Below are 16,028 nucleotides of genomic sequence, written 5' to 3' on the forward strand. Positions count from 1 at the left end.
CCGGAGCGCAGCGGAGGACGCATGAGCGGTCCCGAGCGCAGCGGAGGGCGCCTGTATGAGGACGTCGCCGCCGTGGCTGTGCTGAAGGCACTGCGCGACACCGTGGACGCCGAGTACCAGGCCGCCCGGCGCCGGGTCCTGGACCGGCTGTGCACCGCCCCGGCGGGGCACGGGCCGACGCGGGTGACCCTCCCCGAGGGCACGCTCGCGGCCACCGTCACGATGGTGTACCCGACACCGGCCGCCGTGGTCGTCGGCGACGAGGCCCACAGCAACCTCGCCGGGGTGCGGACCCGGGTGCGGGCCCGCGCGAGCTGGCAACAGGACCTGCCCGACAGCAGCGAGGAGATCGGCCGGGCCTGGCAGCGCGGCGAGATCGATCTGCGCGAGCTGCTCCGCGCCCCCGGCGGCGGGCCATGACCAGCGCCCGCGCCCACGACGAGGACTCGCTGAGCACCGCACTGTGGGTGCTGGTCGCGCACACCGGTCATCACCGTTGCGCGGGCTGGACCTTCGAGGAACGCGACGAGCTGCTGAAGTGTGCCTGCGGCACCCCGCTGTTCCAGCTGCGAATGATCGATCAGGAAGCGTCCGAGGATGACCCCCGCTGAGACCGTGCGACTGGTCACGCTCGTGCGGGTGATCTGTCCGTCGCCCGAGCCGGCAGAGGCCTGGCACCGCTCGCTGGCGGACCTGAACGCACCCGACGTGTTCGCCGCCGCGATCCAGCTGGCTCGGCGGCGGTGCGACGTCACCGCCCGGGACGTGCGTGCCGAGGTGCTGGCCAGGCACGAACGCCCGCCCGCGGACGACAGCGCCCTCCACGTGGCGTGCCCGTGGTGCGGCGCGCCGCCCGGGGAGCCCTGCACCGTCCGCGGCACCGACGTCCGGCTGCGGAAGGCCCCCGCCCATCCGGTCCGACGCATCATCGCGGAACCGAGCGAGCCATGAGCGGAAGACAACGAGCCATGAAAGGAACGAGCCATGACCGGTGACACCGTAGTCACGATCGTCGGGAACCTCGTGGACGATCCCGAGCTGCGCTCCACAGCGAACGGTCAGGCCGTCGCGCGGTTCCGGATCGCCTCGACCCCGCGCTACCTGGACCGCCAGACCAACGAGTGGAAGGACGGGGAGAGCCTCTTCCTCACCTGCAGCGTCTGGCGGCAGACGGCCGAACACGTCGCGCAGTCGCTGGAGCGCGGCATGCGGGTCATCGCGCACGGCCGGCTCCGCCAGCGGTCGTACGAGGCGAACGACGGCCAGCAGCGGACCGTGTTCGAGCTCGACGTCGACGAGGTCGGCCCGAGCCTGCGCAACGCCACCGTGAAGGTCACCAGGAACGCGCCGGCCGGCCACCCCGCCAGGATCGAGGAGAAGGTCCCCTTCTAGCGGGTCAGCACGGTGACCTCGGTCGAGGGAGATCGAACCGGTGTCGAGGAGGCCAGCGTCGCCGGGTCGACCGCGTGGCTCCCCTGCCGGGGATGAGGTCCCGAACCGGCGGCGTCTGCCACCGTGAAGCGGTGTCGGCCGGGGAGACCGTGGACGTACGCGGCCGCGGTGCTGCGTCCGCTCCTCGCCGCCGTTGTCCTCCTCGTCTGGTACTTCGCCGCGCCCCTGCACCACCCGTGGACCGCAGCGACGGCGCTGGCGATCGGCCTGCTGCTGGTCGCGGGCCTCGCCGGGTGGCAGATCCACGCCGTCCTGCGGTCGCCGCACCCCCGGCTGCACGCCCTGGAGACCCTGGCGCTGTCGTTCCCGCTGCTGATGGTGCTCTTCGCCTGCTCGTACTTCCTGATGTCCCGCGACCGGCCCGGCTCCTTCACCGAACCGCTGACCCGCGTGGACGCGCTCTACCTGACGCTGACCGTGTTCAGCACGGTGGGATTCGGTGACATCAGCGCGCAGTCCCAGGGCGCCCGGGTCGCGGTCATGATCCAGATGCTCGCCGACCTGGTCTATCTGGGCCTGTTCGTGCGGATCCTCTTCGTGGCGGCCCGCACCCGCTCGCACGGCTCCCCCGGTGAACCCGGTTGAATCAGCACCGTGGAGCACCTGCCCGTCACCCGTGTCCTGTCCCGGCTGGTCGACACCCTCGCCGCCGGCAGCGCCGTCCTCGTCGCGCCGCCCGGCACCGGCAAGACCACCCTCGCCCCGCCGGCGCTCGCCGACGCGTTCGACGGGCGGGTCGTCGTCGCCGAGCCGCGCCGGATCGCTGCCCGCGCCGCCGCACGGCGGATGGCGGACCTGCGCGGCGAACGGGTGGGGGACACGGTCGGCTACTCGGTCCGCGGCGATCGCAAGGTGGGGCCGCGCACCCGGATCGAGGTCGTCACCACGGGGCTGCTCGTCCAGCGGCTGCTCGCCGATCCCGAACTCGCCGGCACCGGGACCGTCATGCTCGACGAGTGCCACGAGCGGCACCTCGACACCGACCTGGCCCTCGCCTTCCTCATCGAGGCCAGGAACACCATCCGGCCCGACCTCAGACTGCTCGCCGCCTCCGCCACCGCCGAGGCCGAGCGGTTCAAGGCGCTGCTCGGCGGGGAGGTCGTCGAGGCCGACAGCCCGCTGTTCCCGATCGAGGTCCGCTGGATCCCGCCGGGCCGGCCGATGCCGCCGCCGCAGGGAACGCGGGTCGACCCGGGGTTCCTCGACCACGTCGCCGCGGTCACCGCGCGGGCCTGGCGGGAGACCGACGGCGACATCCTGGTGTTCCTGCCCGGCGTCGGTGAGATCCGGTACGTCGGGTCGAGGCTCACCGTCCCCACCGCCGTCCTGCACGGGCAACTGCCGCCGGGCCAGCAGGACGAGGTCCTGACGAGGAGCGCCGGGCGGCGCGTCGTCCTGGCCACCGCCGTGGCCGAGAGCAGTCTCACCGTGCCGGGGGTCCGCGTCGTCGTCGACTCGGGCCTGGCCCGGGTGCCCCGCGTCGACCACGCCCGTGGGCTGGGGTCGTTGGTGACCGTACGGGCGGCGAAGGCCAGCACCGTCCAGCGCGCCGGCCGGTCGGCCCGCGAAGGCGACGGCGTCGTCTTCCGGTGCTGGTCGGAGGCGGACCACGAGCGGCGGCCCGAGCAGCCGGAGCCGGAGGTGCGCACGGCCGAGCTGACCGGGTTCGCCCTCGCGCTGGCCTGCTGGGGCCACCCGGACGGCCAAGGGCTGGCGCTGCCGGACCAGCCGCCCGAAGGGGCGATGGCGGTGGCCCGCAGGACCCTCCGGGCGCTGGACGCCGTCGACCACGACGGCAAGGTGACCGCGAAGGGCCGGCGCATGAACCGGGTCGGCGCCCACCCACGGCTCGCCCGGGCGCTCCTCGACGGCGCGCCGCTGGTCGGCGCCCGCAAGGCCGCCGAGGTCGTGGCGCTGCTGGCCGAGGACGCGCCGACAGGTACGGACGACCTGGCACACGAACTGCGGCACCTGCGACCCGCCACGAGAGCCGAGGCGGAGCGGCTCTACCGGAGCATCGACAACCCGGTCGAGCGGCGCACCACCGACGACCGTGCCGCGGGCGTCGTCGCCGGCCTGGCCTACCCCGAGCGCCTGGCCCGCCGAAGGGACACCGGCTATCTCATGGCCGGCGGCACCGAGGCCGAACTCCGCAAGGGTTCGGCCCTGGAGGGCCACCGGTGGCTGGCGATCGCCGCCGCCGACCGCCCCGCCGGCAGCGTCAACGCCCGGATCCGGCTCGCGGCGGCGATCGACGAGGAGATCGCGCGGGACGCCGGTGCCGCCCTGCTGTCCACAGTGGACGAAGTCACGGCCGGCGGCGCGAAGCGCGTCGAACGCCTCGGCGCGATCACCCTGTCCGAAAGGGACATCCGGGCGCCCGAACTGGTCGAACGGGCCCGGCGCGAGCGGCTGCGGAAGCAGGGGCTGCCCTGGACCCCGCTGCGCCGCCGCATGGCGTTCCTCCACGGTGCGCTCGGCACGCCGTGGCCCGAGGTGAGCGACGACGCGGTGCTCGAGCACTACACCGACGACGTCGACCGTGCGCTGCAGGCCATGCTGCCCTGGCCCGCGGCCAAGGACCTGGAGACGCTGGCCCCGGAGCGGATCCGCGTGCCGAGCGGCTCGCTGGTCCGGGTCGACTACACCGATCCCGAGCGGCCGGTGCTCGCCGTCAAGGTGCAGGAGGCGTTCGGTTGGCTCGAGACCCCGGCGGTCGCCGGCACCCAGGTCCTGCTCCACCTGCTCTCCCCCGCCGGCCGGCCGGTCGCGGTCACGCGCGACCTGGCCTCCTTCTGGCGCACCGGCTATCCACAGGTACGGGCCGAGCTGCGCGGCCGTTACCCCCGCCACCCGTGGCCCGAGGACCCGCTGACCGCCACCCCCACCCGCAAGACGAACCCGAGACGCTAACCCACCCCGGCCGTCACCCGGGACGGAGCCCGCCACAACGCACGCTGGAGGCAGGACGAGGGAGGCGCGTGTGAGAGACGACCTGCCCGCGCTGGCCGCCGAGGCGTACGTGTACGGCTTTCCGTTGCTGTGCGACCTCGGTGCGGTCGAGCGCGACGTCAAGACGAGTCCCTTCAACGTGTTCATCCATCGACGCGAGCTCGCCACACCCGGACCGCACAGCACCAACGCCAACCTGGACCTGCTGTACTCCACCGCCCACCTGGACATGTCCGGCGGCCCGGTGTGGCTGCGCGTGCCGGACACCGGCGGGCGCTACCACGTCGTGCAGTTCGTCGACGCCTGGACCGACAACTTCGCCTACGTCGGCAGCCGCTCCACCGGCTCCGAGGAGCGGGAGTTCCTGCTCGTACCGCCGGGCTGGGCCGGCCGGGAGGCGCCGGGGGCCGACATCATCCGGGTACCGACGATGATCGCCACCCTCATCGCCCGGTTCGCCTGCGCCGGCCCACGGGACGTCGCGCACGTCAACGCGTTGCAGAACGGTCTCTCGCTGGAGCGGATGTACCCGCAGGTGCCGCTCGACGGCCTGCCGACGCCGCAGGCCGGCGTCCCGGACGAGCTGTGCTTCTTCGAAGGGCTGCGGCGGTCGCTGGCCGCGTTCCCGCCGTCGCCGGCCGAGCGGCGTTACCAGCGCCGGTTCGCGGCCCTGGGCGTGCTGGAGCGCGGCAACTCGCCGTACCCGACGATCCCCCGAGAGCTGCGGGACGTCCTGCGCGAAGGGCTGGAGCGCGGCCGGGACGTGCTCGAGGAGGCGGCGACCTCGGGCCACGCGCTGGTCAACGGCTGGATCAACGACCTGCACACCTTCGACTACAACCTCGACTACTTCGAGGTGGGCACCCTGGACACTCCCGAGTGGACGATCGCGGACCGCGACACCGCCCACCGGATGCGCGCGGTCGCGGCCCGGACCGGCCTGTGGGGCAACCACGCCTACGAGGCCGTGTACCCGACCGTGCACAAGGACCCCCACGGCGAACGGCTGAACGGCACCCGCGCGTACCGGATCCGCTTCGAACAGCCGCCGCCCGTCGGCGCCCGGTGGTCGCTGACGATGTACGACGCGCCGCAGTCCCAGCTGGTCCCGAACGAACTGGACCGGCACTCCGTCGGCAGCCAGACCCCCGGGCTCCGACCCGACCCCGACGGGTCGGTGACGGTGCTGATCCAGCACGAGCGCCCCGCCGACGACGCCAACTGGCTGCCCGCACCCGCGGGCGGGTTCCGGCCGGTGCTGCGCATGTACGAGCCGGACGCCACCGTCCTGCGCGGCGAGTACCGGCTGCCGCCGGTCGCGCCGGCCTGACCACGGTGAACATCCAGTTTCCGGACGGCGTACACATCGTGGTGACCGTCGTCCAACCGGCGGCGTGTGCCGCACCATGTCCGGCGTGAGAGTTGCGCACTTCTGCGACAGCCATCCCGGCCGGACCGACGGCGTCGCGATCTCGGTCGCCACCACGGTCTCCTTGCTGCGCGCCGCCGGGCACGAGGTGCAGCTGTACCAGCCGGCGCCGCTCCTGCGCGGCCGTGCCGAGCCGTGCGGGGTACGGTCGGTGCCGGTGCCGCTGCGGAACATCCGCATCGGTGTGCCGCACTTCTCGGGCATGCGCCGGGTGCCGCAGGTGGTCCACATCCACACGCCCGGCCCGGTGGGGATCGGCGGCCTGCGGTACGCGCGGGTGCACGAGATTCCGGTGGTGATGACCTGGCACACCGACCTGCTGGCCTACTCGGCGCACTTCATGGAGATCCAGTTCGGCGCCGCGCACGCCGCGCAGCGCCTGGAGCTGGGCTGGACGATGCGCGACTACCTGCGCCTGGCCCGCCCCGGCACCGAGCGCCGGGCCCAGCTCGTCCGGCTCGGACAGGAGTTCCTGGACCGCACGGCGGTGGTCGTCGCGCCGTCGGAGAAGACCGCGGCGAGCTTCGCCGAGTTCGAGCGGGTCCCTCCGGTGTGGACGGTGCCGACCTCGGTGTCGCTGGCCGAGTGCCCACTGGGCCGGGCGGAGGTGCGCCGGTCGTTGCGCATTCCGCAGAACGCGCCGGTGGTACTGGCCGTCGGCCGCGCCACCAGGGAGAAGGACCCCCAGCTGCTGCTCGCGTCGTTCGCGCGGCTGCTGCGCCGGCTACCCGGCGCGCGGCTGGTGATGCTCGGCGTCAAGCAGCACCGCCTCGCCGTGCTGCGGCTGGCCCGCCAGGCCGGGGTCGCGCACGCCCTGCGGATCGTCCGGCCGGTGCCGCACTCGCGGATGGCGGCGTACTACCGGATGGCCGACGTGCTGGCGTTCACGTCCACGACGGACACACAAGGGCTCGTGATGCTCGAGGCGGAGCAGGCCGGCCTGCCGGTGGTCCTCGCCGACACCGCGCTGGCCGGGCGGCCCGGCGAACACGGTGAGCACGACGCCCCCGGCGCGGCGGGCCGGTTGAGCACCGCACCGGACGCCGACTCGTTCGCCGCCGCCCTGGCGCGGGTGCTCACCGACCCGGATCTGCACCGGGAGGTGGTCGAGGCGGGCCGCGCCGCCGCGCACGCCTACTCGACGCAGCGCTACCTCGACCACCTGCTGAGCGCCTACGAGTTCGCGCTGACGGCGGCTCAGGGCGCCGACAGCGCCTCCGTCGGCGCCAGCCGCGCGGCCCGCACCGCCGGGTAGAGCCCCGCGATCGCGCCGATGACGAGCGTGGCGGCGACCCCACCGGCCGTCGCCCACGCGGGCACGATCGCCGGCCAGTCGCGGCTGGCGGCGTACAGCGTCGTCACCGCGATGCCGGTCACCACGCCACCGACCCCGCCGAGCGCCGACAACAGCAGCGACTCGGACAGGAACTGAAGGAGTATCTGGCCGCGGGTGGCGCCGAGGGCCCGGCGCAGCCCGATCTCGGCCCGGCGTTCGAGCACCGAGATGACCATGGTGTTCGCGACGCCGACCCCGCCGACGAGCAGCGCCACCGCACCCAGGCCGAGCAGCAGCCCGGTGAAGGCCTTGTCGGTGGCCTGCCGGGCGGCGAGCGCGTCGGACGGCCGGGAGACCCGCACCTCGTTGGGCGCCTGCGGGTTCGCGGTGGCCGCGAGGACCGCCCGCACCGCCTCGACGTGGTCGTCCTTCGACCGGGTGTAGACGGTGGTCGGGTGCCCGTCGAAGCCGAGGTACCCGGCCGCCGCGTCCCAGCCGACGAGCACGGCGGAATCGAGTTCCGGTGCCAGCGGCACCGGGTCGAGGATGCCGACGACGGTGAACCAGCGGCGGTCGACGTACACCTGGACGCCGTCGTTGACCGCGGTGATGCCGAGCCGCCGCGCGGCCGTGGCGCCGAGGACCACCGCCGGGTAGCGCGCGGTCGCCGCGTTGAGCCACACGCCGTCGGCCAGGGTGGCGCCGACGGTGCGCGGCAGGTCGAGGTGCGCGGCGGCCACCGTCAACGCGCCCGTCTGGCCCTCGGGAATCTGGTCGCTGCGGTACACGCGGACCCCGGTCAGCTTGCCGGTCGCGGCGACGTCGGTCACCGGCCCGATCCGGGTGATCATCGGGATCGCCTCGTCCGGCAGGGATGACGCCTCGCCGAACAGGTCGTTGCCGGGCGCGACGGTCAGCAGGTTGGTGCCCAGCGCGGCGAGCTGCCGGTCGAGCTCGGCCCGGCTCGACGAGGAGATGCCGACCACGGCGGTCATCGCCGCGATGCCGATCGCGATGCCCAGCGCGGACAGGAAGACCCGCAGCGGACGGGTCCGCAGCCCGGCGCCACCGACCCGCAGCACGTCGCTGAGGAACAGCCGGGCCGGCTGCAACGGAGATGCGCCCGGTTCAGTCACCGCGGACCACCTCCCCGTCGCGCATCGCCACCTGCCGCGGCAGGCTCGCGGCGATCTCCTGGTCGTGGGTGATGACGAGGATCGTCGTCCCGGCGTGGTGCAGCTCCCGCAGCAACTGCATCACGCCGGCCCCCGAGGCGGAGTCGAGGTTGCCGGTCGGCTCGTCGGCGAGCAGGATGGCCGGCTCACCGACGACCGCCCGGGCGACCGCGACCCGCTGCCGCTCCCCGCCGGACAGCTCGTGCGGCAGGTGGTCGAGCCGGTCGCCGAGCCCGACCCGGCGCAGGGCGTCCTCCGCCCGGCTGCGCCGCGCGGCACGGGACGGGCCGGCGTAGAGCAGGCCGTCGGCCACGTTGTCCAGGGCCGTCTGCCCGGACGCGAGGTGGAACTGCTGGAAGACGAAGCCGATCCGGCGGGCCCGCAGCGCGGACAGCTGCTTGTCGCGCAGCGCGGCGACCTCGTGCCCGTCGATGCGCACGGTGCCCGACGACGGGCGGTCCAAGGTACCGATGAGGTGCAGCATCGTGCTCTTGCCCGAGCCGGACGGGCCGACGATGGCGACCAGTTCCCCCGCTTCCACGGTGAGGCTGACGTCCCGCACGGCGACGACCCCGCCCGGGTACTCCTTCGTCACGTTCGCCAGCTCGACCACAGGGCTCATGAGGGCATCCCGACCACGGTGCCGTCGGTGATCCCGTCGCCGGTCACCTCGACCTTGCCGGCCGCGAACATGCCCGTCTCGACCGCGACGATGCGGGTGGTCGTGCCGTCGACGACCTGCAGCCCGTACCCGCCCTCGGCGAGGGCCAGCAGCGCCGCCACCGGCACGGCGAGCACGTTCTCCTTGCGCTCGGCGGCGAACACCACGTCGGCGGTGACCTGGTCGAGCCCGGCGAACGCCTGCGGATCGTCGGGCGCGACGGTGACCCGGACCTTGGTCTCCGCCGGGTTGTTGCCCTGCGCCGGCTTGATGACCAGCTCGACCTGGCTGATCTTCGCGGGGACCGGCTTGCCGTCGGGCAGCTTCACGGTGACCGCGGTGCCGGTCTTGGCGAGCCGCTGGTCGGCCACGTCGAGCTCGGCAGTGACGACGGGCGCGATGCCGGTGTAGGAGAGCAGGGCGGCACTCGCGGGGTCGCCGACCGCGGCCTTCTGCTCGTCGACGCGCACCGCCCCGGACGCGTAGACCACCCGGCCGAGCTCCACCGTGCCGGTCTTCGTCAGGCCGAGGTCGCCCTGCCATTTCCGCACGGCCGTGGCGGTCGACGAGGTGTACTCGTCGTCGACCGTGAAGCCGGTGTAGCCGAGCGCGGCGAGATTCTGCTCGAACTGCCTGACGTCGGCGCCCTCCACCCCCGGCGCGAGCGTCCGGTAGGCCGGCAGCGTGCCGTACAGCAAAATCACCGGCCTGTCGTCGACCCGGTAGATCGACTGTCCACGCTGGACGGTCGCACCGGCGGCCGGCAGCTCGGTGACCGTGCCGGGGAGCTTGCCCGCGACGGTCTTCGTGTCGCCGTGGCCGAGTTCGCCCTCCTCGGTCTGCGTGTCCACCAGGGTCTGCTTGGTGACCTTCGCCGTCTTCGGCGGCGTCTGCGAGCGGGTCTGCGCATCGCTGCTGCTGCCCGGCAGCCCGAGCCCGGCAGCGGCCGCCGCACCGACCGCGGCCACCGCGGCCACGGCGACGGCGACCTTGCCGGCCCGGCCCCGCCGCCTACGGCCTCCGCTACGCTCCGGACCGCTCATGCCCCCTCCGCTGCGCTCCGGGGGCCTGAGCTCCAAGCTGTGCTCATGATGAGCGGCCCCTCCGCTGCGCTCCGGACCGCTCATGCGTCGCCCCGGCGCTTCGGTCCGTACTGCTTGCAGGCCTCCTCGGCCTTCTTGAACGTCTCGCCCTGCGGGTCCACGCCGAGCGTGTCGCTGTTGAACTGGATGCCGCCGTCCTCGCCCGGGTCGGGGAAGTTCGGCACGCCGTTCTCCCGCATGCACTGGCTGAACTTGCGCATCTGCTCCTGCGCCTCGGGGTCGGCCTTCATCGGCTCGCCGCCGTTGGGCAGGAACTGCTTGCACTCCTTGTTCGCCTCGTCGACCTTCGGATTGTCGCTTCCGTCCGGGACCTTCATCACGACCCCGCCGCCGTCCATCTGCGGGTCGTCCATCGGCACGCCGTGCTCGCGCATGCACTTCGCGTACTGCAGGAAGTTCTCCTGGTCGCGCTTGAAATCGCGGGTGGCGCCGCCGGCAGCGCTCGTGCTGGGCCTCGCCGTGCCGCTGGCCGTCGCCACGCCGCCGTCCTGACCGGCGCCCCGGGCGCACCCGGCGCCGGCGAGGACGAGCAGCAGGCCGGCGACCATCGCAGTCCTGATGCGCATGATGTCTCCTCCTGGTGACGGCCGGGCGGTCGCCGGCCGTCACCGGCAGTCAAGCCGCGAGCGTGTCACCCGGCCGTAACCGGAAACGTTGACGCGGAAGTGACGCCGCGGCGCGGGACCATGGAGGACATGCGGATTCTGGTGGTCGAGGACGAGCCGCTGCTCGCCGAGACGGTGGCGCAGGGGCTACGGCGCGACGCGCATGCCGTGGACGTGGTCCACGACGGCGCCGCCGCGCTGGAGCGGCTCGACGTCAACGACTACGACGTCGTCGTGCTGGACCGGGACCTGCCGGTCGTGCACGGCGACGACGTGTGCCGGGAACTGGCCCGGCGGGAGTCGCCGGTGCGGGTGCTGATGCTCACCGCCGCCGCCGACATCGACGACCGGGTCGCCGGGCTGGCGCTGGGCGCCGACGACTACCTGCCGAAGCCGTTCGCGTTCCGCGAACTGGCCGCGCGCGTGACGGCGCTCGGCCGCCGGGCCCGCCCGGCCGCGCCGCCGGTGCTGGAGCGCTCCGGCATCCGGCTCGACCCGCACCGCCGGGAGGTCTTCCGCGACGGGCGGTACGTGCCGCTGTCCCGCAAGGAGTTCGCCGTCCTCGCCGAACTGCTGCGCGCCGACGGCGCGGCCGTCTCCGCCGAGCAACTGCTGGAGAAGGCGTGGGACGAGAACGCCGACCCGTTCACGCACACCGTCCGCATGACGATCCTGAAGCTGCGCCGCAAGCTGGGCGACCCGCCGGTGGTGCTGACCGAGCCGGGAGTGGGGTACCGCATCGCATGAAACCGTTGCTGAGCAGGATGACCATCCGGACCCGGCTGACCCTGGTATACGGGGTGCTGGTGCTCATCGCCGGCCTGATGATCCTGGGCATCACACACCTGCTGGCGTACCAGCGGCTCAACGGCAACATGGTGATCGCCAAGCTCGAGGCGGCTCCCTTCCCGGACGCGGCCGCCGGGCAGCGGTACGTCCAGGAGATCCGGGGTGACGCCACCAACGACGCGCTCAAGGCCTTCCTCACCCAGGGTGGCATCGCGCTCGCCGTGGTTCTCGCCGCCGCGCTCGCCTTCAGCTGGCTGATCGTCGGGCGCCTGCTCCAGCCGCTGCACCGGGTCACCGAGACCGCGCGGCGGATCGCCAACGCGCCGGACCGGGGCCTGCACGAGCGGATCGCGCTCGCCGGGCCGCACGACGAGGTGAAGGAGCTCGCCGACACGTTCGACATCATGCTCGGCCGGCTCGACAAGTCGTTCGACTCCCAACGACGCTTCATCGCCAACGCCTCGCACGAGCTGCGCACGCCGCTGACGCTGAACCGGACGCTGCTGGAGGTCACGATCGACCCGGCGACGGCCTCGCCCGAGCTGGTGCAGCTGGGACGCACGCTGCTGGCCGTCAACGACCGGCACGAGCGGCTCATCGAGGGGCTCCTGCTGCTGGCCCGCTCGGAGCGCACCGTGACCGACCGGTCCTACGTCGACCTGGCCGACGTCGTCGCGCACGTCGCCGGCCAGGCGCCGCACGACGGGGTCGAGCTGACCGTCGACGCCCGGGAGGCGCCGACGACCGGCAACGCGGTCCTCCTCGAGCGGCTCGTGCACAACCTGGTCGAGAACGGGATCCGGCACAACCTCCCGACCGGCGGCCGGGTCAGCGCCGCGAGCGGCACCCGCCCCGACGGCACCGTCTTCGTGACCGTCGCCAACACCGGGCCGGTCGTCCCGAGGTACGAACTGCCGAATCTCTTCGAACCGTTCCGGCGGCTCGGCGTCGAACGCGCCACCGCCCCGGGCGCGGGGCTCGGGCTGTCCATCGTCCGGGCGGTCGCGACCGCACACGGCGGTGTCGTGCAGGCCGACCCCCGCGACGGCGGCGGGCTCATCGTCACAGTGATCCTTCCCACGGCGGCACCCAGCAGTGAATACCCGACATAGCGGCTTGCCCCGGTGCGGCAGACTCGGGGAATGCTCGCGCCGCCCATGTCGACCGCGGAACTGATCCGGCTCATCGAGTCGGGCACCCGCGTGAAGTACCTCCATTTCTGGGGCCATCGTCCGCGCCCCGACGGGACGATCGGCGCAAGCTGCCTGAGCCAGTGGTGGCCGGTGGAGTTCACCGTGGACGGTGTCGGGTTCCCGTCCGCCGAGCACTACATGATGTGGCGCAAGGCGCGGCTCTTCGGCGCCGACGACGTGGCCGGCCGGATCCTGACCGTTTCGCACCCGAACGAGGCGAAGACGCTGGGCCGCACGATCCCCCGCTTCGACGAGGCGACCTGGGAGCGGGAGCGGTTCGACGTCGTCGCCGAGGGCAACCTCGCGAAGTTCGGCCAGCACCCCGACCTGCGCGCGTTCCTGATCGGCACCGGCGACCGGATCCTCGTCGAGGCGAGCCCGCTCGACCGGGTCTGGGGCATCGGCCTGGCCGCGGACGACGAGCGGGCCGGCCAGCCGGCCCGCTGGCAGGGGGACAACCTGCTCGGCTTCGCCCTGATGCGGGTGCGCGCCGCCCTGGTGGCGTCATGACCGGGCGTCCGCAGCGGCGCGGGCGGGTGGCCACCCGCGTGAACGAGCCGGAGCCGCTTCCGGCGTGGCTGGCCTGGCCGATCCGGGTGATCGCGGTCATCGTGGTCGTGCCGTTCAAGCTGGCCTGGGACGGCCTGGTCGCCGTCAGCCGCTTCCTGTGGCGGTACGGGCTGAAGCCCGTCGCCTGGTTCGTCTACCAGTGGATCCTGCGCCCCGTCGCGTACGCGCTCTACTACGTCATCTGGGTGCCGATCCGCTGGCTCGTCGTCCACGTCTTCTGGCGCCCGCTGGCCTGGCTGGGCAAGCATGTCCTGGTGCCGCTGCTGACCGCGCTGTGGAACGGCCTGGTCGCGTTCCTGCGCTGGACGTTGCCGTTCTGGCGTTTCCTGGGCCGGGTCCTGGTGACGGCGGCCGGCGCGGTGATCTGGACGCTGCAGTTCCTGTACCGCTACGTGCTGACACCGATCGGCGTCGGCCTGTACCGCTTCCTGCTGCGCCCGATCGGCCTGACGATCGCCTGGATCTGGCGCTGGATCGTGGTCCCGATCGGGATGGCGGTGGCCTGGGCGTGGAACCACTCGGTCGTCCTGCTGTGGCGCTACCTCGTGGTCATCCCGGTCTCCTGGACGTGGCGCACGCTGGTCGTCCCGCCGGTGAAGTGGGTCCACGCGGCGATCCTGCGCCCCGCCGCCGACGCCGTCCGCCGCGTCCTCGCCACGCTGGGCCTGCGCTGACCCCGGGCGGAGGGGCCGCCGCGGCGCGACGGCCCCGACGCCCGGCTCAGCTCACCGGCTCCAGCGTGCGCCGCGGGGCCTCGTGCCGCTCGACCTCGACGTGCGGCAGCAGGCGGTCCAGCCAGCCCGGCAGCCACCAGTTCGCCTTGCCCAGCAGGGCCATCGTCGCGGGGACCAGCACCAGCCGGACGACCGTCGCGTCGATGAACACCGCCACCGCCATGCCCACGCCGGTCATCTTCACCGTCACGTCCGGGTCCAGGGCGAAGCCGACGAACACCGCCACCATGATGGCCGCCGCGCTGCTGATGACCCGGCCGGTCGCGGACAGGCCGCGGGTCACGCTGCCCTGGGCGTCGCCGGTGGCCAGCCAGTCCTCGCGGACCCGGGACAGCAGGAACACCTCGTAGTCCATCGACAGACCGAACAGGACGGTGAACAGCAGGATCGGCACCCAGCTCGACACCGGCACCGCGTGCGGCAGGCCGACCGCCCGCGCACCCGGGTCGGTCTGGAACACGACGGTCATCACGCCGTAGGCCGCCGCGACCGACAGCAGGTTCATGACCGCCGCCTTCACCGCCACGACCGGCGCCCGGAACAGCACCGTCAGCAGCAGCAACGACAACGCCACCACAAACGCGACCACGATCCACAGCCGGGACGCGAGCCGGTCGGAGATGTCGGCGAACGTGGCGACCAGGCCGGTCACCAGCACCCCGTCGGGCACGACCGAAGCGCGCAGGTGGTCGAGCAGTTCCGCGGTGCGCTCGTCCTGCGGGCCGGTGGCCGGCTCCACCACGACGACGGCCGCGGTGCCGTTGACCGACGGCGGGGCGACCGCGGCGACGCCCGGCGTGGCGCGCAGCCGCGCGACGAGGTCGTCGAGCACCACACCCTTGGTGAGGTCGACCGCGAGGACCAGCGGGCCGTTGGCACCGGGGCCGAACTCGGCGGAGATCAGGTCGTACGCCTGCCGGCTCGTGTTCGACGTGGGCTGGCTCCCGGCGTCCTGGGGCCAGGTCCGCATGCCGAGCATCGGCGCGGCCAGGCCGATCAGCACGACGGAGGAGACGACGGCCGCGATCACCGGCCGCCGGCCGACCCGCGTGGCCCAGCGGGCGGTGAACCTGGGCCGCGACGGCGCGGCGGCCGCCTTGCGGGCCCTGCGCGGGAGCACCCGCCGGCCGAACAGGCCGCACAGCGCGGGCACCAGGGTCACCGCGGCGAGCATGACCGCGCCGACGGCGGCGAAGGTCGCGTACCCGAACGAGGAGTAGACCGGCAGCGTCGACAGTTTCAGGCCGAACAGCGACACCAGGACCGTCAGGCCGGCCACGATGACCGACGCACCGGCCGTGGCGTTGGCCGCGACGGCCGCCTCGCGGGGCGACAGCCCGTCACGCAGGCCCTCCACGTGGCGGGCGACGAGCAGCAGCGCGTAGTCGATGCCGACGCCGAGGCCGACCATGGTGGCGATCGTCGGCGCGGTGCCGCTGATGTCGGTGACCCGCTCCAGCACGGCGATCAGCGCCGTGGCCACGCCGAGCCCGGCGATCGCCACGACGAGCGGCAGGCCGGCCGCGACGACCGAGCCGAGCGCGAACACCAGGATCAGCAGCGCCACCACGATGCCGACGGCCTCGGCGGTGCCGCTCGGCGCGGTCATGTTCTCGGCGACCTGGCCGCCGAGCTCGACCTGGATCCCCTCCCGCACCAGCGGCGCGGCGGCGGCGCGCAGCGCGTCGACGCCCTCGGAGCCCTGGAAGTCGGTGACCGGGATGTCGTACTGCACCGTGACGATCGCGGTGTCGCCGTCGTCCGACATCCGCGGCGGCGAGACAATCGCAGCGCCGGGCAGACCGGAGAGGCGGCCCCGCAACGCCTCCAGCGCGGCCGGGTCGAGCGGCTGCCCGGCGTGCACGACGACCCGCGCGTCGGCGCCGGACATCTGCGGGAAGTGCTCCCGCAGGAACTCGGTGCCGGCCTGCGACTCGGTGCCGGGGACGTTGTAGTCGTCGTGCGGCGTGCCGCCGAAGCCGGTCGACAGCGCGGTCAGCGCGACGAGCACGATCAGCCACGCGCCGATCGTGCGCCAAGGATGGGCAGCGGCCGCTCCACCGAGCCGGCCGAGGAATCGAGACATGCC

16 protein-coding genes and 1 pseudogene are annotated in these 16,028 nt (G+C 73.4%); 12 read left to right on the forward strand and 5 right to left on the reverse strand.

Going from position 1 to position 16,028, the window contains the following annotated elements:
- The first annotated feature begins 21 nt into the window (after nucleotides 1-21).
- The 8 genes and pseudogenes from Dfulv_RS41875 to Dfulv_RS41910 all read left to right on the forward strand — a co-directional run bounded on the left by Dfulv_RS41875 (nucleotide 22) and on the right by Dfulv_RS41910 (nucleotide 7,088).
- Nucleotides 22-420 (forward strand): hypothetical protein, encoded by a 399-nt coding sequence (locus Dfulv_RS41875; RefSeq protein WP_259859369.1) that lies wholly within the window; start codon nucleotides 22-24, stop codon nucleotides 418-420.
- Entirely contained in the window at nucleotides 417-611 is a 195-nt protein-coding gene (locus Dfulv_RS41880) for a hypothetical protein (protein ID WP_259859370.1), read from the forward strand. Before Dfulv_RS41875 ends, Dfulv_RS41880 begins: the two co-directional genes overlap by 4 nt.
- Complete coding sequence (locus tag Dfulv_RS41885; RefSeq protein WP_259859371.1) at nucleotides 598-951, forward strand: zinc finger domain-containing protein; 354 nt, start codon at nucleotides 598-600, stop codon at nucleotides 949-951. The genes Dfulv_RS41880 and Dfulv_RS41885 overlap by 14 nt, the downstream gene beginning before the upstream one ends.
- A 33-nt stretch (nucleotides 952-984) precedes the next feature.
- Nucleotides 985-1,356 (forward strand): annotated as a pseudogene (locus tag Dfulv_RS41890) (single-stranded DNA-binding protein); the annotation flags it as partial.
- 204 nt (nucleotides 1,357-1,560) lie between these two features.
- On the forward strand, nucleotides 1,561-2,037 hold the full coding sequence (locus Dfulv_RS41895; protein WP_259859372.1) for a potassium channel family protein: 477 nt from the start codon (nucleotides 1,561-1,563) through the stop codon (nucleotides 2,035-2,037).
- 9 nt (nucleotides 2,038-2,046) lie between these two features.
- Nucleotides 2,047-4,365 (forward strand): ATP-dependent helicase HrpB, encoded by a 2,319-nt coding sequence (hrpB, locus tag Dfulv_RS41900; protein WP_259859373.1) that lies wholly within the window; start codon nucleotides 2,047-2,049, stop codon nucleotides 4,363-4,365.
- A gap of 70 nt (nucleotides 4,366-4,435) precedes the next feature.
- Nucleotides 4,436-5,734 carry a DUF1254 domain-containing protein gene (locus Dfulv_RS41905; protein WP_259859374.1) on the forward strand — a complete coding sequence of 433 codons (1,299 nt, stop codon included), beginning with the start codon at nucleotides 4,436-4,438 and terminating at the stop codon, nucleotides 5,732-5,734.
- Between the two features lie 85 nt (nucleotides 5,735-5,819).
- Nucleotides 5,820-7,088, forward strand: coding sequence for a glycosyltransferase (locus tag Dfulv_RS41910; RefSeq protein ID WP_259859375.1), 1,269 nt, complete (start codon nucleotides 5,820-5,822; stop codon nucleotides 7,086-7,088).
- Here the strand turns inward: Dfulv_RS41910 and Dfulv_RS41915 are convergent.
- The 4 genes from Dfulv_RS41915 to Dfulv_RS41930 form a co-directional block, all read right to left on the reverse strand.
- A complete protein-coding gene (locus Dfulv_RS41915) occupies nucleotides 7,031-8,245 on the reverse strand; it encodes an ABC transporter permease (RefSeq protein ID WP_259859376.1) in 1,215 nt (404 codons plus the stop codon). The genes Dfulv_RS41910 and Dfulv_RS41915 overlap by 58 nt on opposite strands.
- On the reverse strand, nucleotides 8,238-8,897 hold the full coding sequence (locus tag Dfulv_RS41920) for an ABC transporter ATP-binding protein (protein WP_259869204.1): 660 nt from the start codon (nucleotides 8,895-8,897) through the stop codon (nucleotides 8,238-8,240). The genes Dfulv_RS41915 and Dfulv_RS41920 overlap by 8 nt, the downstream gene beginning before the upstream one ends.
- Nucleotides 8,898-8,902: 5 nt before the next feature.
- Nucleotides 8,903-9,988: a peptidoglycan-binding protein gene (locus Dfulv_RS41925; protein WP_259859377.1), complete on the reverse strand. Its 1,086-nt coding sequence runs from the start codon at nucleotides 9,986-9,988 to the stop codon at nucleotides 8,903-8,905.
- Between the two features lie 80 nt (nucleotides 9,989-10,068).
- Entirely contained in the window at nucleotides 10,069-10,614 is a 546-nt protein-coding gene (locus Dfulv_RS41930) for a hypothetical protein (RefSeq protein WP_259859378.1), read from the reverse strand.
- A gap of 129 nt (nucleotides 10,615-10,743) precedes the next feature.
- On the opposite strand from Dfulv_RS41930, the gene Dfulv_RS41935 reads away from it, so the two are divergent.
- The 4 genes from Dfulv_RS41935 to Dfulv_RS41950 are packed head-to-tail and all read left to right on the forward strand — an operon-like array spanning nucleotide 10,744 to nucleotide 13,879.
- On the forward strand, nucleotides 10,744-11,400 hold the full coding sequence (locus Dfulv_RS41935; protein WP_259859379.1) for a response regulator transcription factor: 657 nt from the start codon (nucleotides 10,744-10,746) through the stop codon (nucleotides 11,398-11,400).
- 17 nt (nucleotides 11,401-11,417) lie between these two features.
- Entirely contained in the window at nucleotides 11,418-12,554 is a 1,137-nt protein-coding gene (locus Dfulv_RS41940; protein WP_319805724.1) for a sensor histidine kinase, read from the forward strand.
- 30 nt (nucleotides 12,555-12,584) lie between these two features.
- A complete protein-coding gene (locus Dfulv_RS41945) occupies nucleotides 12,585-13,145 on the forward strand; it encodes an NADAR family protein (protein WP_259859380.1) in 561 nt (186 codons plus the stop codon).
- Nucleotides 13,142-13,879 carry a hypothetical protein gene (locus tag Dfulv_RS41950; RefSeq protein ID WP_259859381.1) on the forward strand — a complete coding sequence of 246 codons (738 nt, stop codon included), beginning with the start codon at nucleotides 13,142-13,144 and terminating at the stop codon, nucleotides 13,877-13,879. The genes Dfulv_RS41945 and Dfulv_RS41950 overlap by 4 nt, the downstream gene beginning before the upstream one ends.
- Before the next feature lie 46 nt (nucleotides 13,880-13,925).
- On the opposite strand, the gene Dfulv_RS41955 is transcribed toward Dfulv_RS41950, so the two are convergent.
- A complete protein-coding gene (locus tag Dfulv_RS41955; protein ID WP_259859382.1) occupies nucleotides 13,926-16,025 on the reverse strand; it encodes an MMPL family transporter in 2,100 nt (699 codons plus the stop codon).
- Nucleotides 16,026-16,028: the final 3 nt, after the last annotated feature.

Origin of the sequence: Dactylosporangium fulvum (assembly GCF_025137375.1) — a bacterium.
Lineage (GTDB): Bacteria > Actinomycetota > Actinomycetes > Mycobacteriales > Micromonosporaceae > Dactylosporangium > Dactylosporangium fulvum.